Source organism: Dyella sp. (genome assembly GCF_035685805.1).
In the GTDB taxonomy this organism is placed as follows: Bacteria; Pseudomonadota; Gammaproteobacteria; order Xanthomonadales; family Rhodanobacteraceae; genus Dyella_A.
Genome location: NZ_DASSAB010000003.1, coordinates 1 through 22770, shown reverse-complemented (window position 1 = coordinate 22770; position 22770 = coordinate 1). Strand labels below are relative to the sequence as shown.

General features: G+C 68.8%; 24 protein-coding genes. 5 read left to right on the top strand and 19 right to left on the bottom strand.

Going from position 1 to position 22770, the window contains the following annotated elements; all coding sequences use genetic code 11:
* Positions 1-46: 46 nt before the first annotated feature.
* Both hemF and VFG40_RS00270 read right to left on the bottom strand, forming a co-directional pair.
* Complete coding sequence (gene hemF / locus VFG40_RS00275) at positions 47-949, bottom strand: oxygen-dependent coproporphyrinogen oxidase (protein ID WP_324893665.1); 903 nt, start codon at positions 947-949, stop codon at positions 47-49.
* A gap of 78 nt (positions 950-1027) precedes the next feature.
* Entirely contained in the window at positions 1028-1774 is a 747-nt protein-coding gene (locus VFG40_RS00270) for a YdcF family protein (protein WP_324893663.1), read from the bottom strand.
* A gap of 114 nt (positions 1775-1888) precedes the next feature.
* Between VFG40_RS00270 and VFG40_RS00265 the strand changes: the two genes are divergently transcribed.
* The 4 genes from VFG40_RS00265 (at position 1889) to VFG40_RS00250 (ending at position 6278) form a co-directional block, all read left to right on the top strand.
* Entirely contained in the window at positions 1889-3082 is a 1194-nt protein-coding gene (locus tag VFG40_RS00265) for a beta-ketoacyl-[acyl-carrier-protein] synthase family protein (RefSeq protein ID WP_324893661.1), read from the top strand.
* The gene (locus tag VFG40_RS00260; RefSeq protein WP_324893659.1) at positions 3079-3873 is read left to right on the top strand and encodes a beta-ketoacyl synthase chain length factor; all 795 of its coding nucleotides are present in this window, start codon (positions 3079-3081) and stop codon (positions 3871-3873) included. Before VFG40_RS00265 ends, VFG40_RS00260 begins: the two co-directional genes overlap by 4 nt.
* Complete coding sequence (locus tag VFG40_RS00255; protein ID WP_324893657.1) at positions 3870-4619, top strand: glycosyltransferase family 2 protein; 750 nt, start codon at positions 3870-3872, stop codon at positions 4617-4619. Before VFG40_RS00260 ends, VFG40_RS00255 begins: the two co-directional genes overlap by 4 nt.
* Before the next feature lie 63 nt (positions 4620-4682).
* Complete coding sequence (locus VFG40_RS00250; protein WP_324893655.1) at positions 4683-6278, top strand: NAD(P)/FAD-dependent oxidoreductase; 1596 nt, start codon at positions 4683-4685, stop codon at positions 6276-6278.
* 40 nt (positions 6279-6318) lie between these two features.
* Here VFG40_RS00250 and VFG40_RS00245 read toward each other — a convergent pair whose 3' ends face one another.
* The 9 genes from VFG40_RS00245 to apeE form a co-directional block, all read right to left on the bottom strand.
* The gene (locus tag VFG40_RS00245; RefSeq protein WP_324893653.1) at positions 6319-6825 is read right to left on the bottom strand and encodes a hypothetical protein; all 507 of its coding nucleotides are present in this window, start codon (positions 6823-6825) and stop codon (positions 6319-6321) included.
* 59 nt (positions 6826-6884) lie between these two features.
* Positions 6885-7622, bottom strand: coding sequence for a 3-oxoacyl-ACP reductase FabG (fabG, locus tag VFG40_RS00240; RefSeq protein ID WP_324893651.1), 738 nt, complete (start codon positions 7620-7622; stop codon positions 6885-6887).
* Positions 7615-8070, bottom strand: coding sequence for a hotdog family protein (locus VFG40_RS00235; protein WP_324893649.1), 456 nt, complete (start codon positions 8068-8070; stop codon positions 7615-7617). Before VFG40_RS00235 ends, fabG begins: the two co-directional genes overlap by 8 nt.
* Entirely contained in the window at positions 8054-10426 is a 2373-nt protein-coding gene (locus tag VFG40_RS00230; protein ID WP_324893751.1) for an MMPL family transporter, read from the bottom strand. Before VFG40_RS00230 ends, VFG40_RS00235 begins: the two co-directional genes overlap by 17 nt.
* A 20-nt stretch (positions 10427-10446) precedes the next feature.
* Positions 10447-11070 (bottom strand): LolA-related protein, encoded by a 624-nt coding sequence (locus VFG40_RS00225; protein WP_324893647.1) that lies wholly within the window; start codon positions 11068-11070, stop codon positions 10447-10449.
* Positions 11018-11971, bottom strand: coding sequence for a lysophospholipid acyltransferase family protein (locus VFG40_RS00220; RefSeq protein ID WP_324893645.1), 954 nt, complete (start codon positions 11969-11971; stop codon positions 11018-11020). The genes VFG40_RS00225 and VFG40_RS00220 overlap by 53 nt, the downstream gene beginning before the upstream one ends.
* The gene (locus tag VFG40_RS00215; RefSeq protein WP_324893643.1) at positions 11968-12273 is read right to left on the bottom strand and encodes an ApeI family dehydratase; all 306 of its coding nucleotides are present in this window, start codon (positions 12271-12273) and stop codon (positions 11968-11970) included. The genes VFG40_RS00220 and VFG40_RS00215 overlap by 4 nt, the downstream gene beginning before the upstream one ends.
* The gene (locus VFG40_RS00210; RefSeq protein ID WP_324893641.1) at positions 12270-12959 is read right to left on the bottom strand and encodes a xanthomonadin biosynthesis protein; all 690 of its coding nucleotides are present in this window, start codon (positions 12957-12959) and stop codon (positions 12270-12272) included. Before VFG40_RS00210 ends, VFG40_RS00215 begins: the two co-directional genes overlap by 4 nt.
* An 84-nt stretch (positions 12960-13043) precedes the next feature.
* The gene (gene apeE, locus VFG40_RS00205; protein ID WP_324893639.1) at positions 13044-13316 is read right to left on the bottom strand and encodes an ApeE family acyl carrier protein; all 273 of its coding nucleotides are present in this window, start codon (positions 13314-13316) and stop codon (positions 13044-13046) included.
* Between the two features lie 91 nt (positions 13317-13407).
* Here apeE and VFG40_RS00200 point away from each other — a divergent pair, with 91 nt between their 5' ends.
* Positions 13408-14400 carry a chorismate transformation FkbO/Hyg5 family protein gene (locus VFG40_RS00200; RefSeq protein WP_324893637.1) on the top strand — a complete coding sequence of 331 codons (993 nt, stop codon included), beginning with the start codon at positions 13408-13410 and terminating at the stop codon, positions 14398-14400.
* 43 nt (positions 14401-14443) lie between these two features.
* Here the strand turns inward: VFG40_RS00200 and glmU are convergent, their stop codons facing one another.
* From glmU to VFG40_RS00160, 8 genes are all read right to left on the bottom strand, one after another.
* Positions 14444-15814, bottom strand: a complete 1371-nt coding sequence (gene glmU, locus VFG40_RS00195) for a bifunctional UDP-N-acetylglucosamine diphosphorylase/glucosamine-1-phosphate N-acetyltransferase GlmU (protein WP_324893634.1) — start codon at positions 15812-15814, stop codon at positions 14444-14446.
* Between the two features lie 72 nt (positions 15815-15886).
* On the bottom strand, positions 15887-16987 hold the full coding sequence (locus VFG40_RS00190; protein WP_324893632.1) for a DUF748 domain-containing protein: 1101 nt from the start codon (positions 16985-16987) through the stop codon (positions 15887-15889).
* Between the two features lie 134 nt (positions 16988-17121).
* Entirely contained in the window at positions 17122-17550 is a 429-nt protein-coding gene (locus tag VFG40_RS00185; RefSeq protein ID WP_324893630.1) for a F0F1 ATP synthase subunit epsilon, read from the bottom strand.
* Between the two features lie 57 nt (positions 17551-17607).
* Entirely contained in the window at positions 17608-19038 is a 1431-nt protein-coding gene (atpD, locus tag VFG40_RS00180) for a F0F1 ATP synthase subunit beta (protein WP_324893627.1), read from the bottom strand.
* Between the two features lie 146 nt (positions 19039-19184).
* Positions 19185-20075: a F0F1 ATP synthase subunit gamma gene (gene atpG, locus VFG40_RS00175; RefSeq protein WP_324893625.1), complete on the bottom strand. Its 891-nt coding sequence runs from the start codon at positions 20073-20075 to the stop codon at positions 19185-19187.
* 14 nt (positions 20076-20089) lie between these two features.
* Positions 20090-21571, bottom strand: a complete 1482-nt coding sequence (gene atpA, locus VFG40_RS00170) for a F0F1 ATP synthase subunit alpha (RefSeq protein ID WP_525931236.1) — start codon at positions 21569-21571, stop codon at positions 20090-20092.
* 166 nt (positions 21572-21737) lie between these two features.
* A complete protein-coding gene (locus VFG40_RS00165) occupies positions 21738-22274 on the bottom strand; it encodes a F0F1 ATP synthase subunit delta (RefSeq protein ID WP_324893621.1) in 537 nt (178 codons plus the stop codon).
* A 6-nt stretch (positions 22275-22280) separates the two neighbouring features.
* Positions 22281-22751 carry a F0F1 ATP synthase subunit B gene (locus tag VFG40_RS00160; protein ID WP_324893619.1) on the bottom strand — a complete coding sequence of 157 codons (471 nt, stop codon included), beginning with the start codon at positions 22749-22751 and terminating at the stop codon, positions 22281-22283.
* Positions 22752-22770 lie beyond the last annotated feature (19 nt).

Here is a 22770-nt window from a genome sequence, read left to right as displayed (position 1 = left end):
GCGCCGCTCTGGCGGTGCCCGCCGGCAGACCCCTGAGCAGCCACGGTCACGCCCAGTCGCGCGGCACCAGGTAGTCCGCCAGGCGCGCTTCTTCACTGCCCGGCGCGGGACGATAGTCGTACTCGAACCGCACCTGCGGCGGCAGGCTCATCAGGATCGACTCGGTGCGCCCGCCCGACTGCAGGCCGAACAGCGTGCCCCGGTCGTAGACCAGGTTGAACTCCACGTAACGTCCCCGCCGGTACAGCTGGAAGGCCCGCTCGCGTTCGCCGTAGGCCGTGTGCTTGCGGCGCTCGACGATCGGGATGTACGCGTCGATGAAGCCCTGGCCCACCGCCTGCGTGAACGCAAAGCACTGCTCGAATCCGCCCTCGGTGAGGTCGTCGTAGAACAGTCCACCGACGCCACGCGTCTCGCCGCGATGCTTGAGATAGAAATACTCGTCGCATGCGCGCTTGAAGCGGCCATAGACCTCGGGCCCGAACGGCACGCACAGGTCGCGCGCCACGCCGTGCCAGTGCTTTACATCCTCGTCGAACGGGTAGAACGGAGTCAGATCGAACCCGCCGCCGAACCACCACACCACCTCGCCGTCAGGTCGGGTGGCCTCGAAGTAGCGCACGTTGGCGTGGCTGGTCGGCACGTACGGATTGCGCGGATGCAACACCAGCGACACGCTCGCCGCCATGTAGGGGCTGCCGGCCAGCTCGGGCTTGCGCGCGGTGGCAGCCGGCGGCAACGTCTTGCCCAGCGTGTGCGAGAAGTTCACGCCGGCCTGCTCGAACACCGCGCCCTCGCGGAGCACGCGGGTGCGGCCACCGCCGCCGCCCTCGCGGGTCCAGGCGTCCTCGGCAAAGCGCGCGGAGCCGTCCGCCGCCTCGACCGCCGCGCAGATGCGGTCCTGAAGACCGCGCAGGAAGGATTCGGCGCGATCGGCCTGCTCGCTCATGATTCGACCACTCGTGTGCATGAAGGCCGGAAGCTTAACAAGAGGCCGGCGGATCCGGCGCGGCGCCACTGCCGCGGATCAGCGTATACGTCCGGCCATGCGGTGGTGGCCGATCAACTGCGCCCAGCGCACGCCCAGGTCGATCCACATCACGTACGCCGACTCCAGCAACAACAAGCGCACCTGCCGCGGACTCCAGCTCAGACTCGGCTCCGCCGCCACCGGCACGCCGTGGAAACCCAGTCGGCGGGCCAGCAACTGGCAGCGGGCAAGGTGGTAGCGGCTGGTCACCAGGGCGACCGGCGGGAAGCGCGCGGCGCCGACGCCGGGCTGCAGCAACGCCCGCGCCTGACGCAGGTTTTCCAGCGAATCGGTGGACTCGTGTTCCAGCTGCACCGGAACCTGCGCAGGCAACGCCTGCTGCTGCAGCCAGCGATGGCCCGCCGCGGCCTCGCTGATGCTGCTGGTACCACTGCGCCCTCCCAGCAGCAACAGCCGCTCGGCCAGCTGCGCGCGGGCAAGGGTCAGCGCCCGGCTGAGGCGGTGGCGGTAGTCCGGGCCGGGCTCGTCGCGCTCCAGCCGGCGCCCGAAAACCAGCACGATCATGCGCTCCGGCGGCTGCAACGGGCTGTGCCGGGCGATGCGCAGCACGTGCAGCAGGTAACCCACCCAGATCAGGCCACCGCTGGCGAGCAGGGCGGCGACGCTCACGGCCGCCGCGTGCCACACGTCGCGGTCGGCGAGGTAACGTCGCAGGCGGGTGGGAGAAGCAGCGGCGGCCAAGGCGATCGTCCCGCGGATGAGTTCGCCAGTGTGCGCAGTCACGGCGGAGCCGGCAACGCACAAGGTGTCGCGGGTGGCTGCACGGCTTCACCTGCCCGCGCCGCGGCGCTAGGCAAGCTTCGGGGGGCCGGCTAGGCTTTCCGGATGCCTGATCCCATGACTCCCCTCGCCGTCTCCGCCTATACCGCAACGTCCGCTCTCGGCCACGGCTTGGAGGCACACGCGCAGGCCCTGGCCGAGGAACGCAGCGGCCTTCGTCCCAATGCCTTCTCCAGCGCACCGTTGCCGTGCTGGATCGGCCAGGTGGAAGGGGTCGATGACAGCCCGCTCCCGCCCGCGCTGGCCGACTGGGAGTGCCGCAACAACCGGCTCGCCTGGCTGGGCCTCAACCAGGACGATTTCCTCGCCCGTGTGACTGCGGCGAAAGCGCGCTACGGCGCCCACCGCATCGCGCTGATGCTGGGCACGTCCACCGCCAGCATCGGCGCCACGGAAGAAGGCTACCGTCGCCTCGATGCGGACGGCGGCCTGCCGGACGACCTGCTCCGCCCGGCCATCCATGCACCGCATTCGCTGTGCGCCTTCGTGGCCGAGGCGCTGGCGATCGAGGGACCCTGCCTGACCGTCTCGACGGCCTGCTCGTCCAGCGCCAAGGTGTTCGCCAACGCCGAGCGGCTGATCCGGCTTGGGCTGGTCGACGCTGCCGTGGTCGGTGGTGTCGACACGCTGTGCGACAGCGTGCTGTTCGGCTTCAACGCGCTGCAGCTGGTGTCGCCGGAACCGTGCAAGCCGTTCGACGCCGGCCGCTGCGGCATCTCGATCGGCGAGGCCGCCGGCTTTGCGCTGCTCGAGCGCGTCGAAGCCGCACCCGAAGCGCCGCGCCTGCTCGGCTACGGCGAGGCGACCGACGCCCATCACATGTCCACGCCGCACCCGGAGGGGCTCGGCGCCGAGCTGGCGCTGCGCGATGCGCTGGCGCGGGCGAGCCTGGACGCCAGCCGGGTCGATTACATCAACCTGCACGGCACTGCGAGCCAGAAGAACGACGAAGTGGAGGCGGCGCTGGTCAGCCGTGCATTCGGCGCCCACACGCGCGCCAGCTCGACCAAGGGTTTTACCGGCCACACGCTCGGCGCGGCCGGCATCGTCGAGGCGGCAATCACGCTGCTCGCGCTGCGCGACGGCGTGGTGCCGGGCAACCTCGGCGCCAGCGAGCCGGATCCCGGCTGCGGGCCGCAGTTCGCTTGGCGCACCGAGCGGCGTGCGCTGCAGGTGGCGCTCAGCAATTCGTTCGGTTTCGGCGGCAACAACGCTTGCCTGGCGTTCGCCCGCGCGGAGCACGCGGCATGAGCGCACTGCAGGTCACCATCGAAGGCGTGGGCGTGTGGAACCCGCAGCTGGGCAGCTTCGCTGCGCTGCAGGACTGGCTGGCCGGACGCGAGGTAGCGCCGCCGTCGCGGCCGGCGGCCGCCACCTTGCCGGCGAACGAGCGGCGCCGCGCGCCGGAAAGCGTGTTGCTGGCCAGCGAGGTGGCCGGCCAGGCGGTGGCGATGAGCGGTCGCGCGCCGGGCGAGCTCGCCTGCGTCTTCACCTCCAGCCACGGCGACCAGGCCATCACCGATTACATGTGCGCCACGCTGGCGAGTGCGCCGGCCGAGCTGTCGCCGACCAAGTTCCACAACTCGGTGCACAACGCGCCCGTCGGCTACTGGACCATCGCCACCGAGTGCCACGCCGCGTCCACGGCGGTCTGTGCGCACCGGTTGAGCTTCGGCGCGGGCCTGCTCGAGGCGGCTGCGCTGGCGCTCGCCGATGCGCGGCCGGTGCTGCTGGTATGCAGTGACGTCGCCGGCAGCGGACCGCTGCGCGAGGTCACCTACTGCGAGCAGTCTTTCGGCTGCGCGATGGTGCTCGCTCCGGCCGCGGCTGGCGACCGGCACGGCATCGCCACGCTGCGCCTGACGCTGGGCCGCCGCGCCGAGCCGGCCGCGCCGCGGCCTGCGCTGGCGTCGTGGCTGGCGGGCAATCCCGCCGCCGGAGCGCTGGATCTGCTGGCCCCGCTGGCGCTGCGTGAAGCCGGCGCGTCGGTGCCGGTTTCGGCGCAGATGGCGCTGCACGTGACGATGGAGTACGCCGGTTGAACCCGCTGCCACGCTGGTGCGTGCTGATCCCGTGCCTCAACGAGGAGGCGGCGATCCGCGACGTGGTGTCGTCGGTGCTGGCGCTGGAGGTGCCGGTAATCGTGGTCGACGACGGTTCCGACGACCGCACGCCGGAGATCGTCCGGGCGCTGCCGGTCACGCTGATCCGCCATCCACACCGCGCCGGCAAGGGCGAGGCGTTGCGCAGCGGCTTTCGCGAAGCGCTGCGGCAAGGCTATGAGGCGGTGCTCACGATGGATGGCGATGGCCAGCACCTGGCGTCGGACATCCCGCGCATGCTGGCAGCGGCGCAGCGCCACCCGGACCACATCGTGATCGGCGCGCGCCTGCTTGACCGCGAGCAGCAGCCGCGCGGGCGTCGCCGCGCCAACGGCGTGGCCGACTGGGGCATCTCGTGGGCCTGTGCGCAGCCGGTGGCCGACACGCAGAGCGGCCAGCGCTGGTATCCCCGTGAGGCGCTTACGCTGGTGGACCTGCCGGCGGAGCATTTCGTGTTCGAGGCCGCCATCCTCATCGCCGCCTGCCGCGAGAAACATCTCGGCGTGGTCTCGGTGCCGATCGCCTCGCGCTATCACGGCAGCTTCCGGCTCAGTCACTTCAAGCCGGTGCGCGACGTCACCCGCATCACCACCTACACCATCGGCCGGGTGGTCCACTACGGCGACATCGTGGCCAGCTACCGCCGCTCGCACGGACGCCCGCCGCCGGTGGAAGCCGATCTCTAGCGCGTCGCCTGCACCCGGCGACGCGAGCGTGCACAATCAGGGTCTGGAGAGGGCCGGAGCAAGATGACCGATACCACGCACGACGCGGTGATCCTCGGTGGCGGGCTGGCCGGGCTGTGCCTGGCGCTGCAGTTGCGCGGCGAGTTTCCCGGGATGGATATCGTGGTGCTCGAGCGCCGCGCCCATCCGCTGCCGGAGGCGGCACACAAGGTGGGCGAGTCCACCGTAGAAATCGGTGCGCACTACCTCGCCGACACGCTCGGCCTGCACGAGCATCTGGAAAGCACGCACATCCGCAAGTTCGGCTTCCGCTTCTTCTTCAGCGAGGGCCGCAGCGACCTGGAGGAAGTCACCGAGCTGGGCGTGCGCGAGGTGCTGCCCACGCCGAGCTACCAGATCGACCGCGGCATCTTCGAGAATTTCCTGGGCGAAGAAGCTCGGCGGCGCGGCATCGATTTCCGCGACGAGGTGCGGGTGACCGGATTCACCCTCGGCACCCACGGTGCCATGCACCAGGTGCGCTGCACCGACACCACCGGCACCGCCCACACGCTGCAGGCGCGCTGGCTGCTCGATGCCTCCGGCCGCGCCGGCATGATCCGGCGCAAGCTCGAACTCACCCGCGACAACGGCCATCACGCCAACGCGGTGTGGTTCCGGCTGAACGACCGCCTCGCCATCGATGGCTGGAGCGACGACGCCGAATGGCGCGGCCGCTGCACGCCGGCCGAGCGCTGGCGCTCGACCAATCATCTGTGCGGACCCGGTTACTGGACGTGGCTGATTCCGCTGGCGTCGGGTGCACACTCGGTCGGTATCGTGGCGGATGCGGCGATGCACCCGATCGAATCGATGAACACCTTCGAGCGGGCGCTGGCTTGGCTGGACACGCACCAGCCCGCGCTGGCTCGCGAGGTCGCCGGACGCCAGGACAAGCTGCTCGACTTCGCGTTCTTCCGCGACTACTCCTACGGCTGCGCACGCATGTTCAGCGCCGACCGCTGGGCGCTTACGGGCGAGGCCGGCGCGTTTCTCGATCCGTTCTATTCGCCCGGCACCGATTTCATCGCCATCACCAACACCTACATCACCGAGCTGATCCGCCACGACCGCGCCGGCAAGCCGGTGGCGCCGTACGCACGACTGTATGAGCGGCTGTTCGGTTCGTTCTACGAGAGCACGCTGGCGCTCTACCGCCACCAGTACCCGCTGCTGGGCAACGCGCAGGTGATGCCGATCAAGGTGATCTGGGACTACGCCTACTACTGGGGCGTGCTGTGCCAGCTGGTGTTCCAGCAACGCCTGACCGACGCCACGCTGTTTGCCGAACTGGCGCCGGAACTCGACCGCGCCCGCGCGCTCAACGAGCGCATGCAGGCGTTCTTCATCCGCTGGCATGCGGCGTCGCAACGGCGCAATCCGCGAGTCATGCTCGATCAGGGCGAATTGCCCTGGTTTGCGGCCATGAACGCCACGCTGCATGACGCGCTCGACGATGCCGGCGTGCGTGCGCGGCTGCGCGCAAACGTGGCCCTGCTGGAGGGACTGGCCGCGACCATCGTGGAGCGTGCCAGCGCCGACGGCGGCGAGGCGATGCGCGAGACGATGGACGATCTCGCCGGCGCGCCATCGGCACCGGCACTGTTCCGCGCCGCCTGAGCGCGGGCCGGCACAGGGCCGGCCGCGCGCCGGACCGCTGCTACTGGAGATCACCCAGCTGGCTGCCCTTGGCCGGCTGTGCCAGCCACTGGGCGATGTCCTTGCCCAGCGCCTTGACGGTGCGCCCGAGCACCGAGCACGAGCCCTTGAACCCGCCGAACGCGCCGCCCATCGAGTTGCGCCGTCCGGTGAAGTCAGCGACCTCCTTGCCGTCCTGGTAGAGCTTGCCGCGCACGGTGGTGGACTTGTGGTGGCCGATGAAGGCGTTACCGTCGGACGAGGCGTCCACGATCTCCATCACCAGCACCCGCCCCGGCGTCGTCGCATCGACCTGCGGCGCAAACGACACCTCGGTGTGATTCTCGCGCGCGTACTCGCGCACGAAATCCGGCAGCTGCTCGGTCAGCTTGCACTCGCGCTTGACGGCCCCGGCTACCAGCGCATCGTCGGCGTACGGCACCGGACGCTGCACCGTGACCGTGTCGGCCGCCTGGGCGACCGACACCGCGCCGCACAGCAAGGCGGCGGAAAACATGAGGTAACGCATGATCACTCCCTGTACAGGACCCTCTTGGTCCCGCCGGCGAGTATGCCGCAGCGGACGGCTCAGCCCATGCCGCCGTTGACGCCGATCACCTGACCGTTGATGTAGCCGGCGGCGTCCGAGCACAGGAAGGCAACCAGCGCGGCGACTTCCTCCGGCGTGCCCGCGCGCTGCGCGGGGACCATCTCGCGGATGCGCTCGGGCGGGAAGTCCTCGCCGATCATCTTGCCCGCGATGATGCCCGGAGCCACCACGTTCACGGTGATGCCGCGCGAGGCCATCTCGCGCGCCAGCGACTTGCTGGCGCCGTGCAGCGCAGCCTTGGCGGCGGCATAGTTGGTCTGGCCGCGGTTACCGACCACCGCCGCCACCGAACTGATCGACACCACGCGGCCGAAGCGCGTGCGTGCCATCGGCAACAGCAGCGGCTGCGTGACGTGGAAGAACCCGTGCAGCGACACGTCGATCACGCGGTGCCAGGCCTCGTCGGTCATGCCGGCCATCGGCATGTCTTGGTGCACGCCGGCGTTGTTGACCACCGCATGGATCGCCCCGTCGGCGAGCAGCGCCTCCAGTGCTGCGCGGGTGGCCGCGGCGTCGGCGACGTCGAAGGCGACTGCCTGCGCGCGGCCGCCCGCATCACGCACCGACGCCGCCACCGCCTCGGCGCGATCGAGTCCGCGGTTGGCGTGCACGATCAGCTCGTAGCCGGCCGCGGCAAGCGCACGGCAGATGGCGCCGCCAAGGTCACCGCTGCCTCCCGTGACCAGGGCGCGGCGCGGGGATGTGGATTCAGTCATGGGGTGCCTCGTCGCGTTCGCTCGGATGGATGACCGCCGCGCGGCCGCTGGCCAGCAGTTGCCCCTGCTGCTCGACGCGAAACGCGTATTGCGCACCGGCATCGTCGGCGTAGAGGCACTCGGCGTGGACGTCCAGACGGCCGCCAAGTGGATCGACATGTTCCACCTGTAACTGCACGTCGCGCAGGCTGACCAGGCGGCCGGGCTTCACCGTGGTGGCGCCTTGCGCGCGGTCGCGCAGCGCGCCGTGCACGGCCATCGCCTGCGCGCCGTACTCGGCCAGGTGCACCGCATGCAGGCCGTGGTCGCCGCACAGCGGGTTGTCGCCGCGGGCATGGCCTTCGCTCATGGCGTGGATGCTGGTGGCGTCCCACGCCAGCACGCCGTCGAGCAGGCACATGCTGCCGGCATGGGGAATCAGCGGCGCGAACTCAGTCTTGTCGAGCATGCGGTGCCATCAGGATCGAAAGGCAGAAATGGAAGGCCACGCCCAGGCTCACGGTCAACCCGATCGCCCGCAACACCGGGATGCTCGCCCAGCCGAGCATGCCGAACACCAGCAGCGCCGACAGCACGCACACGATGGTCGCGTGCAGCGTGCGCCGCTGCTCGGCGGGGTCGCCGGTATCGCGCTCGAAGAACAGCGCATAGTGCAATCCCAGCCCACCGGCGAGAATCAACGCGATCAGGTGGAACAGCGAGATCTCGATGCCGGCCACGCGCTCGACCGCGAGCACCAGGAACGTGGCCAGCGTCATCGGTGCCAGCACGTGCCACGCCCGCCGCACGCTGCGCAGGGCGAGGGTGATGGTGAGCACCAGCAGCACCGTGGCGACCGCGAGCGCCTTGAGGATGCGAACCCGGTACGCCGCCACTAAAGATTCGGCGGCGCCCTTCATGTCCAGCAACCGCACGTTGGCGCCGCTGGCCGCAGCCATCGCCTCGATCGCCGCCACGTCATGCACGCCGCTGACCGTGCCCAGCCCCAGCCAGTGGTCGCCCCGCTGCATCAGCATCGCGGCGAGGCGCTGGCCGAGCGGGCTGCGCGCATAGCGCGACGGGGTCAGCGGCGGCGCTGCGCGGGCCGTGGCCACATCGTCGACGAACGGCGCGAACAGATCCTTGCGGAACGGCAGGCCGTCGACCGCACCGGCCAGCGCGGCCTCCAGTGTGGCGCGGTCCGGCAGTCGGGCCTGCCGTGCACGCTGGGTCGCCACGCTGGGCAGGTACTTCGACGGCAATTCGATCGCATCCACCGCCTTGCGCGCGACCAGTGCGTCGACCTTGGGCGCCAGCACTTCCGAGGTCGCCAGCACGCCTTGTTCGGTCGGAACCTGGATCAGCAGCAGGTAACGGACATCCGGCGCACCCAGCGCGTCGCGCAGGCGCGCATCGCGCAGCAGCATGTCCTGCGGCAGCGGCGTCAGCGCGGCCAGGTTGTTCTGCCAGAACGGTCCCGGCGCGAACACGAGCATGAGCACGGTGACCGCCGCCACCAGCCAGGGCAGCCAGCGCGGCCGCGGCAGGTGATCGACGAGGTGACGCGCATGGATCAGCCACGGCATGCCGGCCACGTCACGCACATGCTGCGGCAGCAGGTGCGGGAGCAGGTAGCGCGTGCTGAAGCCCGCCACCAGCAGCCCGGTGATGGTGAACACCGCCAGCTGCTTCAGACCATTCACGCCGGAGGCGTAGAACGCGAGGTACGCGATGCAGGCCGAGGCGATCGCGGTCAGCAGCAGCGGCCACAGCTGGCGCACGCTCGCCACGGCGTCCTCGCCCGCGCGCCGATGGCTGAGCACGCGGATCGGGTACTCCTGCGCCACGCCGAGCAGGGTGAAGCCGAAAGCCAGCGTGATCCCGTGCACCTGCGGGTAGATGAGCACCAGCGTCGCGATGCCCGCGAGCGCGGCACTGGCGACCGGCAATGCGCCGAGCAGGAGTGAACGGAAGCTGCGGTAGGCCAGCAGCAGCAGCGCGATGAAGCCCACGGTGGAGATGCGTCCGATCCAGTCGGCCTGGGCCCGCGTCTGCGCGTTCACCACCACGCTGAAATAGCCGGGGCCACTCAGCGTGAGGGTGGCATCGGCGTGCCCGGGCAACGCCGCGAAGGCGGCACGCAGGCCGTCCACCGCGCGCTGCTGCGCGTCGGGGTCGAAGCCGGCGTCACGCGTCTGCACCAGCAGCAGGGCCTCGTCGCGGGGCGAGAACCACACCCCCTGGCGCACCTCGGGTGACTTCGGCGGCGACCACAACTGCGCCAGCTTCAGTACTTCCAGCGTGGGATCGCGCGGCAGCAGGTCCTTCAGCAACACCGCGGCGGGCGACGACAGGTCATCCAGCCGCTGCTCGAGCTGGTCGGAAAGATAGCTTTCGTCCATGGGCTGGGTGTCCAGCGTCGGCGAGAGCAGATAGCGGTACGGCAGCAGGGCGGTGTCGAGAGCGCCGAGGTCGAAGCTGCCGTTGATCACCTGGGTGTAGCGCGGGTCGTGCTTGAGCGCCGCGGCCAGCCCCTGGCTGAGCGCGGCCAGCCGGGTGTCTCGCGCAGGGGCCGCCGCGCTCCCGCAGATCCCCTGGCCGGTCGGCGTACCGGAACAACGTGCTTCGATCGCCACCAGCAGCAGCCGCGAGCCCGGCCCGTCGCCGACCTGCTCCATCAGCAGGCGCTGGTCGGGCGTGGTCGGGGCGGGCATGAAGGAGCGCAGGTCGGTGCTGACCACGAGCCGCTGCATGACCAGCAGGCCCAATCCGGCCAGCGCGACGATCCACACTGCCAGCAGCACCAACCGTCCGCGCAGCGACATGCCGCCGCCGGCCGCGCGCGTCAAGGAGCCGCCTGGCACAGGGCGATCAGCGCGTCGCGGGTGGGTGTCGCCGGCATGGCAGCGGCGAGCGGGCCGAGCAGATCGATCGCCGCATCGCCGTCGGCCTCCTGCATGACCATGCAGCGCGGCTCGTCGCCGCGACCCTCGATGCGTATCGAAGACACGGTGCGCGCGACCCGCTCGTCGCGCGGGGTAAGTGTGAGCGTCCAGGCCGCCGGTGCATCACCGCTGCGTTCGATCAGGAAAGCTTCGGCCAGCCGCGACGCGTCGCCGCTGAGCAGTGCGACGAAGCTGTCCAGCAACCCCTGCAGCTGCGGCGCATGCCGGAGCGAGAAACTGCGGGGGCGCTTGCCCTCGCGCTGCTGGGTGACCGTGCCTCCGGCAATGGTGAAGCTCTCGGCGCGTGGTGCATCGACGCGGCGCTGCAGTCGATCGCCCCCCAGCCAGGCCAGCTCGCCCGATACCATCAGCGGCTTGTCCAGGAGCTTCATGAAGCGCGCCTCGGCAAAGGCGGTGCGGGCCGGTGCGGGCCGGCCGAGCGAGGCGATCAGCGCCGCGGAGGGATCGCCTTCAGGCGCTGACGCGCTCGCCACCAGCGGCAGGCTCAGGCACAGCATGAGCATGCAGATCTTGCTGCCAGAAATCATAGAAATTGAACCAGTTGTAGGGAGCCAGGTGCACGTAATGTTCGAGTCGGGCGGCGTAATGGGTGATGAGCGCGTCGAGCGCGGGCCCTCGCTGGCCGCGCGGAATGTTCACCTGATCGGCCACTGGCTCGAATACCAGGCGGTAGCGGTTGCCACCCAGGTACAGGCCGAAGCAAAGCATCACCGGGACCTGCAGCGTGTGGGCCAGCAACCAGGGGCCGACCGGGAACGGCGCAGGGCTGCCGAGGAACGGCGCATGGCGAAGCGTCTCGTGATCGCGTCCGCGATCGGCCAGCAGCGCCACCACGGCGCCCGCCTGGCAGGCTTCGGACAGCGCCAGCGCGATGCTGGTGCCGCCCTGCGACGCGTCGATCACGCTGGCGCCCACTTCCGGCGCCAGCGCCTCGAGCATCTCGGTCATCGCGGGGGTTTTCTGCTTGTCCAGCACCACCCGCAGCGAGGTGTCGGGCCGGCGTGCGCCCACTGCCCGCAGCGCCTCGAAGCTGCCGTGATGCGAGCCCAGCAGCATCACGCCGCGCCCCAGCGCGATCTTCTCGTCCAGCAGGTCGAGCCCGATCGACTCGATCTCGAACGCGCTTTCGCCACGCGCCAGCAGGTAGACACGGTCCATGGTGATCGCGGCGAAACGGTGCAGGTGGCAGAACACCTCGCGCCAGCTCACCGGGCGGCCGAGCACGCGCTGAAGGTACTGGCGCGAGGCCTCGCGCTCGGGCGCGCGGCGCAGGTAGAAATAGGCCGTGATCGGGTACAGGAACAGCCGCGCGAAGCGACGCCCGCACAGCAGCGCGATGCTGCGGATCAGCCACAGCGCGAAGCGGCCGCCACCCTCGGGCCGGCTCTGCCAGTGTCCACTCATGCCGTCGCTCCTTCGACCACGCCACGCGCCAGCAGCACACCCGCCGGACCATGAATATGGAAACGCACGCGCCCACCCGTCTCACTCAGCTGCAGTGCGGCCGGCTGCTGCGGCAGCAGCGGCGCCATGAACTTGACCTCGATCACGCGCGCCAGCCGCTGGCCGCGCCACGCCCGCAGCGCCAGCGCCACCTGCTCGAGCATGACCACTCCGGGCACCAGCGGACGGCCTGGAAAGTGCCCCGGCAACGACGGGTGCGAGGCCGGCACCTGGAACGGGTGATCGAAGCAGTCGGCGGTCATCGGGGGGCGTCCTGTCCGTGCAGCAACTGCGGCCAGCATTGCATCAACTGCATCGCCTGGGCCTGCAGGGTGGGGTGTTGAAGATGGCGAAGATGCCAGCGGCGCCAGCCATACTCTGCGCCGAATGCCGCGGCGATCAGCACGTAGCCGCCCACGTGCTGGTACACCAACGCCCAGCCCGGCAGCGCCACGCCGACGAGGCCGAGCAGCAACAGGACCAGCAGGGCCAGCGCCTGCACGCACAGCAATGAGGCCCAGAAAATCGTCACGCGGCGCCCGTAGGCCGCCACGCCAGGCAGCGCCAGGCGGTCGGCGCCTTCAAGCACGCGGATGAACCGCACCACCCGCGGCTCCCGCCCCGCGCGCAGACTGCTGCCGAACCACCAGGCCAGACCGGCAATGATCGCCAGCGGGACCGCCTCCAGCAGGGCGCCAGCCAGTCCCAGCCACCCCATCACGACCACCAACAGCACCGCCGCCAGCCAGCCGCCCCATGCCCGCGGCGAGCCGCCAACCAGACGCGGCAGCAGCCACAGGGTGAGCAGCAGGATCAGCGCTGCCAGCGAAAAGACCCGTCGGTGGGAGATCGCCCCGGCAATCGCCAGCAGCGGATAAACCGCCAGCAGCGGCAGCGTGAAACGACGCAGCGCCGTCGCGTCCACAGCAGAGGCAGACGACTGGGTCATCGATGGATTCTGCACGCGCGAGGAAGGCCAGCCATGCTCATGTCGCCGATGCGCCCCCGCGCAAGCGCCCGTGGAGGCTGAAGCTCAGCCTGCGGCGCGATGCTGCTCGATATGCTCGGAAAGCGCGCGCAAGCTCGAGAAGATCTGCCGGTTGTCCGGATTGTCCGAGCGCAGCTGGAAGCCGTAGCGCTTGGACACGGCCAGGGAAATCTCCAGCGCGTCGATCGAGTCGAGGCCGAGGTCGCCGCCGAACAGCGGTGCATCGGGGTCGATCTGCTCGGGGGTCACCGACTCCAGGTTGAGGCTTTCGACGACCAGGGTGGCCAGTTCGTGTTGTGCGGCGGTCTGCTCGGCCATGCTCGTTTCCATACCCCAAAATCAGTGCCTCCCCCCGGTGGCAGCGGGCGTGGAGTGTAACATGGGGCCCTTGTCGTTCTCGGTAGATTGCATGATCCAGGGATCCGAAAAGCGGGCGGCGGACGTTGTCGCATGTCGCGCGCCGCAGGTGTCTTATCGCAACGTGGAAGTGGCCCGGGCGCTTGCCGAGCCGGGCATGCTGGCGGTGCTGGGATTTGGTGCCGGCACTGCTCCGGCCGACGACCCCCGCTGGCTCGCGCTGGACCTCGAGCCCTTCGACGCGCCCGCGCCGCTGGAGTGCTGGCAGGTCGAGGGCGCCGTGCTGGCCGGTACCGACGGCGCGGTGCAGTGGTCGCGCGGCGGCGGCTGGCTGTACGCGGCGGTGAACCTGGACGAGCGTGAGCACGGGGGGCCGGAGGAAACGGCAGCGCTTGCCTATGCCCAGCTGGGCCGCTTCGTCGCCGGCCAGCCGGAGCGTCACATCGTGCGGGTGTGGAATTACCTGTCCGCGATCAACCAGGGCGACGGTGACCAGGAGCGCTACAAGCAGTTCTGCAGCGGCCGCGCGCGTGGCATGGGCGATGCGTTCGGCAGCGGGTTCCCGGCCGCCACGGCGATCGGCCATCACGGCGCCGTAGCGCGCCTGCAGGTCTACCTGCTGGCAGCCGAACAGCCCGGCACGCGGGTGGAAAACCCGCGCCAGGTCAGCGCCTGGCGCTACCCGCGCCAGTACGGTCCCACGCCTCCGAGCTTCGCCCGCGCGATGCGACTGCCCGCCGACGACGCGCTGGCCATTTCCGGCACCGCCGCGGTGATCGGGCACGCCTCGGCGCACCATGACGACCTGCAGGCCCAGCTGGACGAGACCCTGGCCAACCTCGAGGCACTGCTGACGAGTGCGGACATGGCTGCCGGCTTCGACACCCACTCGCCGCTGAAGGCGTACGTACGCCACCCCGCCGATGCGCGCCAAGTGCGGGATTTCTTCCGCCAGCGGCTGCCCGGTGTCCCCGCGCTGCTGCTGCACGGGGACATCTGCCGCCGCGAATTGCTGGTGGAGATCGACGGCTGGCGTTACGCCTGATCCGCCCGGGTCGGCGCGGCCGGCCCAGCGGCGATACTCGGGGTCAGGGCTTCTTCAACGGACGCTGCCAGCCGGGCAGCGTCTGCTGGCGCCCGCGCGCCACCGTCAACTGTTCGGCCGGGGCATCGCGGGTGATCACCGAGCCGGCACCGATGGTGGCCTGCGCACCGATGCTGACCGGCGCAACCAGCGCGCTGTTGGAACCGATGAACGCGCCGTCGCCGATGCGGGTCAGATGCTTGTTCACGCCGTCGTAGTTGCAGGTGATGGTGCCGGCACCGATGTTGACTCCGGCGCCGATCTCGGCGTCGCCGATGTAGCTCAGATGGTTGGCCTTGCTGCCCTGGCCGATGCGTGCCTTCTTGATCTCCACGAAGTTGCCCACGTGTGCTCCGGCAGCGAGCTCCGCGCCCGGGCGCAGCCGTGCAAACGGGCCGATCGTGCACGGCCCGTGCGTCACCACGCCGTCCAGGTCGCAATGGGCGAGCACCACCGTGCCGGCGGCGAGGCGAACGTTGTGCAGGCGGGTGAACGGTCCGATGCGGACGTCGTCGCCCAGCACCACCTCGCCCTCCATGATCACGTCGATGTCGATTTCCACATCGCTGCCGGCCTGCACCGAACCGCGAGCGTCGAGCCGCAGCGGGTCGGCCAGCCGGACCCCGGCAAGCATCAGCTCGCTCGCCGCGCGCTGGCGATACTGCGCCTCCAGCTCGCTCAGCTGAAGCGGGTTGTTGGCGCCGGCCGCCTCGACCGGATCGGCGCAGGGCACGGCCACCGCCGCACACTGCTCGGCCGCGGCCATGGCGAAGATATCGGTGAGGTAATACTCACCTTGGGCGTTGTTGCGGTCCAGTCGGCCGATCCACCCGCGCAGGCGGCCACTGTCGGCGGCGAGGATGCCGGTGTTGATGCGGTGCACCCGACGCTGCTCGGCCGTCGCGTCCTTTTCCTCGACCACGGCCTGCACGCGATCGGCGGCGTCGCACAGCACTCGTCCGTAGCCGTGCGGATCGGTCAGCTCGGTGGTCAGCAGGGACAACGGACCGGCGGTGTCCACCAGGGTGCGCAACGTACCGGCGCGAGTCAGCGGCACATCACCGTAAAGCACCAGCACGCGCGTGCCGTCGGGTACCTGCTCCAATGCGTGGCCGACCGCGTGGCCGGTGCCGAGGCGCTCGGTCTGCAGCACCCACTGCAAGTCGGGCTGGTCGGCAAACGCCGCCTGCACCTGCTCACCGCAGTGGCCATAGACCACGTGGATGGCCGCCGGCTGCAGCTGCCGAGCCGCGTCCAGCACGTGGCCCAGCAAGGGGCGCCCCGCCAACGGCATCAGCACCTTGGCCCGTCGTGACTTCATCCGCTTGCCCTCGCCGGCGGCGAGGACGATCACGTGCAGGGCTTGCGCTTGCATGGGGCACCATCACTTTGCGAAGAGGGCGGCAAGGATATCAGCCGAGATCGTATGCGCCGTGTTGGCGCGACCTCAGCCGCCGGTCCCGGCATCGGAGGCGGCATCGCCCGGCGCAGGCGTGAGATGTTCGAGCTTGGGCGTATACGCCTGCACGAACGCATTGCGAAGTACGCCGAGGATGGCCTGCACGGCGCCCAACTCCCGATCGTCGATGCGGCCGCGGATGGGCACGCGCGTCGCGAACTGGTCCTTCGCGTGATTCTTGAACAACGAGGTGACCCCCTGCGCCAGCGCTTCCCACGCCAGCTTGATCGGGTTCTTGTGCTGCTGCTGGACGTCCTGCTGCCAGCTGAAAATCTGCAGATCCTTGAACAGCGGCTTGGCGTAGCCCTCCAGCGCACCGTCGCGCGCCTGCAGCTCCATCGTGAAATCGCCATGGCCGCCCGCAAAATCCAGGCCTGCGTAGGCACGCGCGAGATCGTTGGCGCGGGTGAGGTCGACCCCTGTCACCTGCAGCTGGTAAGCGAAGTCGCCGAAATGGGATAGCGGATCGAAGCTCGCCTGCGTCTGCAGGCGGGCATCCCCGAGCAACCGCGCACTGGCGCGCAACCGGGCCACGCGCGAGCCGCCGCGGCGGTCGATGTTGGTCAGGTTGCTTGCCGTCGCCTCGACCTCGGTCATCTTCAGGTCCACCCGCGGCGTGGCGACGAAGCTGCGGAATGTCACAGTGCCGCCGTGCACGGTCAGCTCGTCGAGCCGGATCGGCGTCAGCAGGCGCAGTTTCGCGCGCCAGTCCACGCCCTTGCCGCTCTGGCTGTCGCCCTCGCCGCGGCCGTCGACGAAATTGACCACCGGCTGGCGAAAATCGATCTTGCCGCGCAGCACCCCGTGACTCAGGGCGCGCCAGCTCAGGGCGATTTCGGTGTGCGGGGCCTGCAACAGAGGGACGGGGAGCTTGCCGCTCACCTTGGCAATGCGCAGGTCGTCGATGCTGTACGCACCGCGCCAGAGGTGGATATCGATGTCGTCGATATGCCCGTGGTAGTCGCCCATGCGATCCATCCGGGCATTGAGGTAATGCCTGACCGCGTAAGGCAGCAGTGCGCGGATCACCAGCAGCGCGGCCAGCACCGCCAACGCGACGAACAGGGGACGGCGGAAGCGCGCGGCCATGGGGGATGCCCGGAATCAGGGGAGGCCGAGCGTAATCCCCGTCGCGTTTGGCCGGCGTGGACAGACCAAAGCAAAACGCCGGCACGGGGCCGGCGTCTTGCGGGGCTGCCGCCGCATGGCGGCGGTGGCCGGGCTCAGTGCTTCAGCGATCGACGCAGCCGTTCAAGCGCCTGCAGCTGGGTGATGGCTGCTGCCAGCTTGGCCTGCGCCTCAGCCACTTCGATGGCGTCGGTGCGGTTGGCCAGCGCGTCCTCGGCCTGCCGCTTGGCTTCGATGGCGGCGGCCTCGTCGATGTCCGCCGAGCGGATCGCCGTATCGGCCAGCACGGTGACGACCTGCGGCTGCACCTCGAGGATGCCGCCGCCGGTGATCGAGATGTCGACTTTCTCGCCGTTGGGCTGGGTGACGATGACTTTGCCCGGCTTGAGCCGGGTGATCAGCGGCGCGTGGCGGGGCGTGATGCCCAGCTCGCCCAACTCACCGGTGGCAACGACCATCGTCGCCTCGCCCGAATAGATCTCGGCCTCGGCACTGACGACTTCTACGCGGATGGTGTGGCTCATGGATCGGATTCCGAAAACGAAAGGCAGAAGGGCGGGCCGTCAGCCCGCCCCGGAGGATCAGGCGGCCTTCTTGGCGCCCATCTCCTCGGCCTTCTTAATCGCCTCGTCGATGCCGCCGACCATGTAGAACGCCTGCTCCGGCAGGTGGTCCACGTCGCCGTCGACGATCATCTTGAAGCCGCGGATGGTCTCCTTCAGCGACACGTACTTGCCCGGCGTTCCCGTGAACACTTCCGCGACCGTGAACGGTTGCGACAGAAAGCGCTGGATCTTGCGCGCACGCGCCACGGCAAGCTTGTCTTCCGGCGACAGCTCGTCCATGCCGAGGATGGCGATGATGTCGCGGAGCTCCTTGTAACGCTGCAGCACCGATTGCACGGCGCGCGTCGTTCCGTAGTGCTCCTCGCCGATGACGTTCGGGTCCACCTGCCGCGACGTCGAGTCGAGCGGATCGACCGACGGGTAGATGCCGAGTGCCGCGATGTCGCGCGACAGGACGACGGTGGCGTCGAGGTGCCCGAACGTGGTCGCGGGCGACGGGTCGGTCAGGTCGTCGGCCGGGACGTACACGGCCTGGATCGACGTGATCGAGCCGGTCTTCGTCGACGTGATGCGCTCCTGCAATCGGCCCATTTCCTCGGCGAGCGTCGGCTGGTAGCCCACCGCGGAAGGCATGCGGCCGAGCAGCGCGGACACTTCCGTGCCGGCGAGCGTGAAGCGGTAGATGTTGTCGATGAAGAGCAGCACGTCGCGACCCTCGTCGCGGAAATTCTCGGCGATCGTGAGGCCGGTCAGCGCGACGCGCAACCGGTTGCCCGGCGGCTCGTTCATCTGCCCGTACACCATCGCGACCTTCGACTTGCCGAGGTCTTCCTTGTTGACGACGCCGGACTCGATCATCTCGTGATAGAAGTCGTTGCCTTCGCGCGTGCGCTCGCCGACGCCGGCAAATACCGACAGGCCGGAGTGAGCGGTGGCGATGTTGTTGATGAGCTCCATCATCGTGACCGTCTTGCCGACGCCGGCGCCGCCGAACAGGCCGATCTTGCCGCCCTTCGCGAACGGACAGATGAGGTCGATCACCTTGATGCCGGTTTCCAGCAGTTCCGTCGACGGCGACAGTTCCTCGAACGTCGGCGCCGTGCGATGGATGGTCATCGACTTCTCGGCGCCCACGGGGCCGCGCTCGTCGATCGGCCGGCCGAGCACGTCCATGATGCGGCCGAGCGTTTCCGGGCCCACGGGCACCGTGATCGGCGCGCCGGTGTTCACCACCTGCATGCCGCGGCGCAGGCCGTCTGACGAACCGAGCGCGATCGTGCGCACGACGCCGTCGCCGAGCTGCTGCTGCACCTCGAGCGTGAGGCCGATCTCGTCCATCTTGAGCGCGTCGTAGATCTTCGGCATCTGGTCGCGCGGGAACTCGACGTCGACGACCGCGCCGATGCATTGAACGATCGTGCCCTGGTTCTTCACTGGTTGATCCATGTCCGTTCCCTGATTTTCCTGATCGGTGTCGGAGGTGTAACCCCCAGTGTCGGAGGTGTAACTCCCATCATTGGAGTTACACCTCCGACACCATGGAGTTGCACCTCCGACACCATGGAGTTGCACCTCCGACACCGAACTTGTCCTTACACGGCGGCGGCGCCGCCGACGATTTCCGAAAGCTCCTTGGTGATGCCCGCCTGCCGCGTCTTGTTGTAGATGAGCTGCAGCTCGCCGATGATCTTCGCCGCGTTGTCCGACGCCGCCTTCATCGCGACCATCCGCGCGGACTGTTCGGAGGCCATGTTTTCGTTCACCATCTGGAAGATGACCGCTTCCATGTAGCGGCGCATCATGCCGTCGAGCAGGTCGCGCGCATCGGGCTCGTAGATGTAGTCCCACGAGCCTTCCGCCGTGTGCACGGTGCGCAGCTCGCCCGCGGCCGATCGGTATTCCTCGGGGATCGGCACGATGCGAATCTGCCGCGGCTCCTGCTTCATCGTGTTGACGAAGTTCGTCGAGAAGATGTGGATCTCGTCGATGCCGCCTTCGAGGTACTTGTCGATCAGCACCTTGACCGGGCCTACGAGCCGATCGAGCCGCGGCCGGTCGCCGAGCTGCACGACGCTCGACGCGATGTTCGCGCCCATCCGGTTCAAAAAGCCGAGGCCCTTGTTCCCGATGGCGACGAAATCGACCTCGATGCCGGCGGCGCGCCACTCCTTGAACCGCGCCATCATCAGCCGCAGCAGGTTCGTGTTCAGACCACCGCACAAGCCCTTGTCCGTGGTGATGAGGATCGCGCCGACGCGCTTCACCTGCCCGCGCTTGACGAGGAACGGATGCTTGTACTCGGTGTTCGCCCTCGAGATGTGCATCGCGATGTCGAAGACGCGATCGACGTACGGACGCGACGCGCGCATCCGGTCCTGCGCCTTCTTCATCTTCGACGCCGCGACCATCTCCATCGCCTTGGTGATCTTGCGCGTGCTCTGCACGCTCTTGATCTTGTTGCGGATTTCTTTCGAGCCGGCCATGGTGAATCAGCGTCTCAGTAAGTACCGGTCTTCTTGAAGTCCTCGATCGCCGCCGCCAGCGCCTTCTCGTCGTCGGCCGACATTTCCTTCGTCTTCTCGATCTTGTCGAAGATCGCCGCGTACTTGCTCTTCACGAACTGGCGCAGCGCCGCCTCGAACGCAAGTGCCTTGTCGACCGGCACGTCGTCGTAATAGCCGCGGTTGACGGCGAACAGCGTCAGCGCCTGCTCGGCGACCGACAGCGGCGAGTATTGCGGCTGCTTCATGAGCTCGGTCACGACGCGGCCGCGATCGAGCTGCTTGCGCGTCGCGTCGTCGAGATCGGACGCGAATTGCGCGAACGCCGCAAGCTCGCGGTATTGCGCGAGCGACAGCCGCACGCCGCCGCCCAGCTTCTTGATCACCTTCGTCTGCGCATCGCCGCCCACTCGCGACACCGAGATGCCGGCGTTGATCGCGGGCCGGATTCCGGCGTTGAACAGGTCCGTCTCGAGGAAGATCTGGCCGTCAGTGATGGAGATCACGTTCGTCGGCACGAACGCCGTCACGTCGCCGGCCTGCGTCTCGATGATCGGCAGCGCGGTGAGCGACCCGGTCTTGCCCTTGACGGCGCCCTTCGTGAACTTTTCGACGTACTCCTCGTTGACGCGCGCGGCGCGCTCGAGCAGCCGCGAGTGCAGGTAGAACACGTCGCCCGGATACGCCTCGCGACCCGGGGGACGGCGCAGCAGCAGCGACACCTGCCGGTACGCCCACGCCTGCTTCGTCAGGTCGTCGTAGATGATGAGCGCGTCCTGGCCGCGGTCGCGGAAGTATTCGCCCATCGTGCAGCCGGAGTACGGCGCGATGTACTGCATCGCCGCCGAGTCCGACGCCATCGCGGCGACAACGATCGTGTACGCCATCGCGCCGTATTCCTCGAGCTTGCGCACGACGTTCTTGACGGTCGAGGCCTTCTGCCCGATCGCGACGTACACGCAGATCAGGTCCTTGCCCTTCTGGTTGATGATCGTGTCGACGGCGACGGCGGTCTTGCCCGTCTGCCGGTCGCCGATGATGAGCTCGCGCTGGCCGCGGCCGATCGGCACCATCGCGTCGATCGACTTCAAGCCGGTCTGCACGGGCTGCGCCACCTTCTTGCGCCAGATCACGCCCGGCGCGACCTTCTCGATGACGTCCGTCTCCTTCGCGTTCAGCGGGCCCTTGCCGTCGATCGGACGGCCGAGCGAGTCGACGACGCGGCCGATCAGCTCGGGTCCGACCGGCACTTCGAGGATGCGACCCGTGCACTTGACGGTGTCGCCTTCGGTGATGTGCTCGTACTCGCCGAGAATCACCGAGCCGACCGAGTCGCGCTCGAGGTTCAGCGCCAGTCCGAAGGTGTTGTCGGGGAACTCGAGCATCTCGCCCTGCATCGCGTTCGACAGGCCGTGGACGCGGCAGATGCCGTCGGTGACCGACACGACGGTGCCCTGCGTGCGCACCTCGGCGCCCATGTCTAGGTTCTGGATCCGCGACCGGATCAGTTCGCTGATTTCCGATGGATTCAATTGCATAGTGCCTCCTCGCCCGAAAGTAGACCCCTACTTTCGGGCGGTTGTTAGTCCCTGAAATCGCGGGCGGAGCCCGACGATTGCAGGCAGCAAATTCTGACAAAACCCATCAGGCGCGAAGCTGCGTGTGCATCGCCGCGAGCTTCGCCTGCACCGAGCCGTCCAGCACGGCGTCGCCGACCGTCACGCGGGCGCCGCCAATCAGGTCCGGATTCACGGTGACCGTCGTTTCGATTTTGCGTCCGAAGCGCTTTTCGAGCGCCGCCTTGAGCTCGGCGACCTGCGCCTCGGTCAGTTCCATCGCGCTTTCGATCGTCGCCGTCGCCGTCGCTTCCGCGTCGTTCTTCAGCGTCTCGAACATTTCGGCAATCTGCGGCAGCAGGCTCACGCGCTCGCCTTCGACGAGCACGTGGATGAAATTGCGTGCCTGCGCGCCGAAGCGGTCGCCGCCGATCGACAGCAGCAGCGATTCCTTGGCGGCATTGTCGAGCCGAGGATTGTCGAGCGCCTTGGTCACGCGCGGATCGGTGACGATCGTCGACGCAAAGCGGAGCATTTCCGACCACGCGGGCAGCGCCTGATCGTCGCGCGCGAGCCCGAACGCCGCTTCCGCGTAGGGACGCGCGATCGTCGCGAGTTCAGCCATCGCCGACTACAGCTCCTGGCGGATCGACGCCAGCAGCTCGGCGTGGTCGGCCGGGCGGATCTCGCGCTTCAGGATTCGCGCGGCACCCGCCACGGCAAGGTCGGCGACCTGGTTGCGCAACTGCTCGCGCGCCGCCTGGTATTCCTGCTCCGCCTCCGCCTTCGCGGCCGCGATGATGCGGTCGCGTTCGGCGGCGGCTTCGATCTTCGCCTGATCCATCGTCTCGGCGCGAAACTTCTCGCCGGTCGCGACGATTTCGCCCGCCTTCGCCTTCGCTTCGGCCATCATGTCGGCGATTCGCTTTTCGGCCGACACGAGGCTTTGCCGGCCCTGCTCCCCGGCAGCCAGCCCCTCCGCGATCTGCTTCTGCCGCGTCTCGACGGCGCGCATCAGCGGTGGCCAGATGAACTTCGCCGTGAACCAGATGAAGAGGCCGAAGCCAATGGCCTGCATCAACAGCGTGAGATTGATGTCCATCGTGCTCTCCGGAGCTCCG

Coding starts and splice junctions, on each gene's coding strand:
- hemF (WP_324893665.1), bottom strand. CDS start 949: ATGAGCGAGCAGGCCGATCGCGCCGAATCCTTCCTGCGCGGTCTTCAG.
- VFG40_RS00265 (WP_324893661.1), top strand. CDS start 1,889: ATGACTCCCCTCGCCGTCTCCGCCTATACCGCAACGTCCGCTCTCGGC.
- VFG40_RS00260 (WP_324893659.1), top strand. CDS start 3,079: ATGAGCGCACTGCAGGTCACCATCGAAGGCGTGGGCGTGTGGAACCCG.
- VFG40_RS00250 (WP_324893655.1), top strand. CDS start 4,683: ATGACCGATACCACGCACGACGCGGTGATCCTCGGTGGCGGGCTGGCC.
- VFG40_RS00245 (WP_324893653.1), bottom strand. CDS start 6,825: ATGCGTTACCTCATGTTTTCCGCCGCCTTGCTGTGCGGCGCGGTGTCG.
- fabG (WP_324893651.1), bottom strand. CDS start 7,622: ATGACTGAATCCACATCCCCGCGCCGCGCCCTGGTCACGGGAGGCAGC.
- VFG40_RS00235 (WP_324893649.1), bottom strand. CDS start 8,070: ATGCTCGACAAGACTGAGTTCGCGCCGCTGATTCCCCATGCCGGCAGC.
- VFG40_RS00230 (WP_324893751.1), bottom strand. CDS start 10,426: ATGTCGCTGCGCGGACGGTTGGTGCTGCTGGCAGTGTGGATCGTCGCG.
- VFG40_RS00225 (WP_324893647.1), bottom strand. CDS start 11,070: ATGCTCATGCTGTGCCTGAGCCTGCCGCTGGTGGCGAGCGCGTCAGCG.
- VFG40_RS00220 (WP_324893645.1), bottom strand. CDS start 11,971: ATGAGTGGACACTGGCAGAGCCGGCCCGAGGGTGGCGGCCGCTTCGCG.
- VFG40_RS00215 (WP_324893643.1), bottom strand. CDS start 12,273: ATGACCGCCGACTGCTTCGATCACCCGTTCCAGGTGCCGGCCTCGCAC.
- VFG40_RS00210 (WP_324893641.1), bottom strand. CDS start 12,959: ATGACCCAGTCGTCTGCCTCTGCTGTGGACGCGACGGCGCTGCGTCGT.
- apeE (WP_324893639.1), bottom strand. CDS start 13,316: ATGGCCGAGCAGACCGCCGCACAACACGAACTGGCCACCCTGGTCGTC.
- VFG40_RS00200 (WP_324893637.1), top strand. CDS start 13,408: ATGATCCAGGGATCCGAAAAGCGGGCGGCGGACGTTGTCGCATGTCGC.
- glmU (WP_324893634.1), bottom strand. CDS start 15,814: ATGCAAGCGCAAGCCCTGCACGTGATCGTCCTCGCCGCCGGCGAGGGC.
- VFG40_RS00190 (WP_324893632.1), bottom strand. CDS start 16,987: ATGGCCGCGCGCTTCCGCCGTCCCCTGTTCGTCGCGTTGGCGGTGCTG.
- VFG40_RS00185 (WP_324893630.1), bottom strand. CDS start 17,550: ATGAGCCACACCATCCGCGTAGAAGTCGTCAGTGCCGAGGCCGAGATC.
- atpD (WP_324893627.1), bottom strand. CDS start 19,038: ATGGATCAACCAGTGAAGAACCAGGGCACGATCGTTCAATGCATCGGC.
- atpG (WP_324893625.1), bottom strand. CDS start 20,075: ATGGCCGGCTCGAAAGAAATCCGCAACAAGATCAAGAGCGTGCAGAGC.
- atpA (WP_525931236.1), bottom strand. CDS start 21,571: ATGGGCGCCGAGGTGCGCACGCAGGGCACCGTCGTGTCGGTCACCGAC.
- VFG40_RS00165 (WP_324893621.1), bottom strand. CDS start 22,274: ATGGCTGAACTCGCGACGATCGCGCGTCCCTACGCGGAAGCGGCGTTC.
- VFG40_RS00160 (WP_324893619.1), bottom strand. CDS start 22,751: ATGGACATCAATCTCACGCTGTTGATGCAGGCCATTGGCTTCGGCCTC.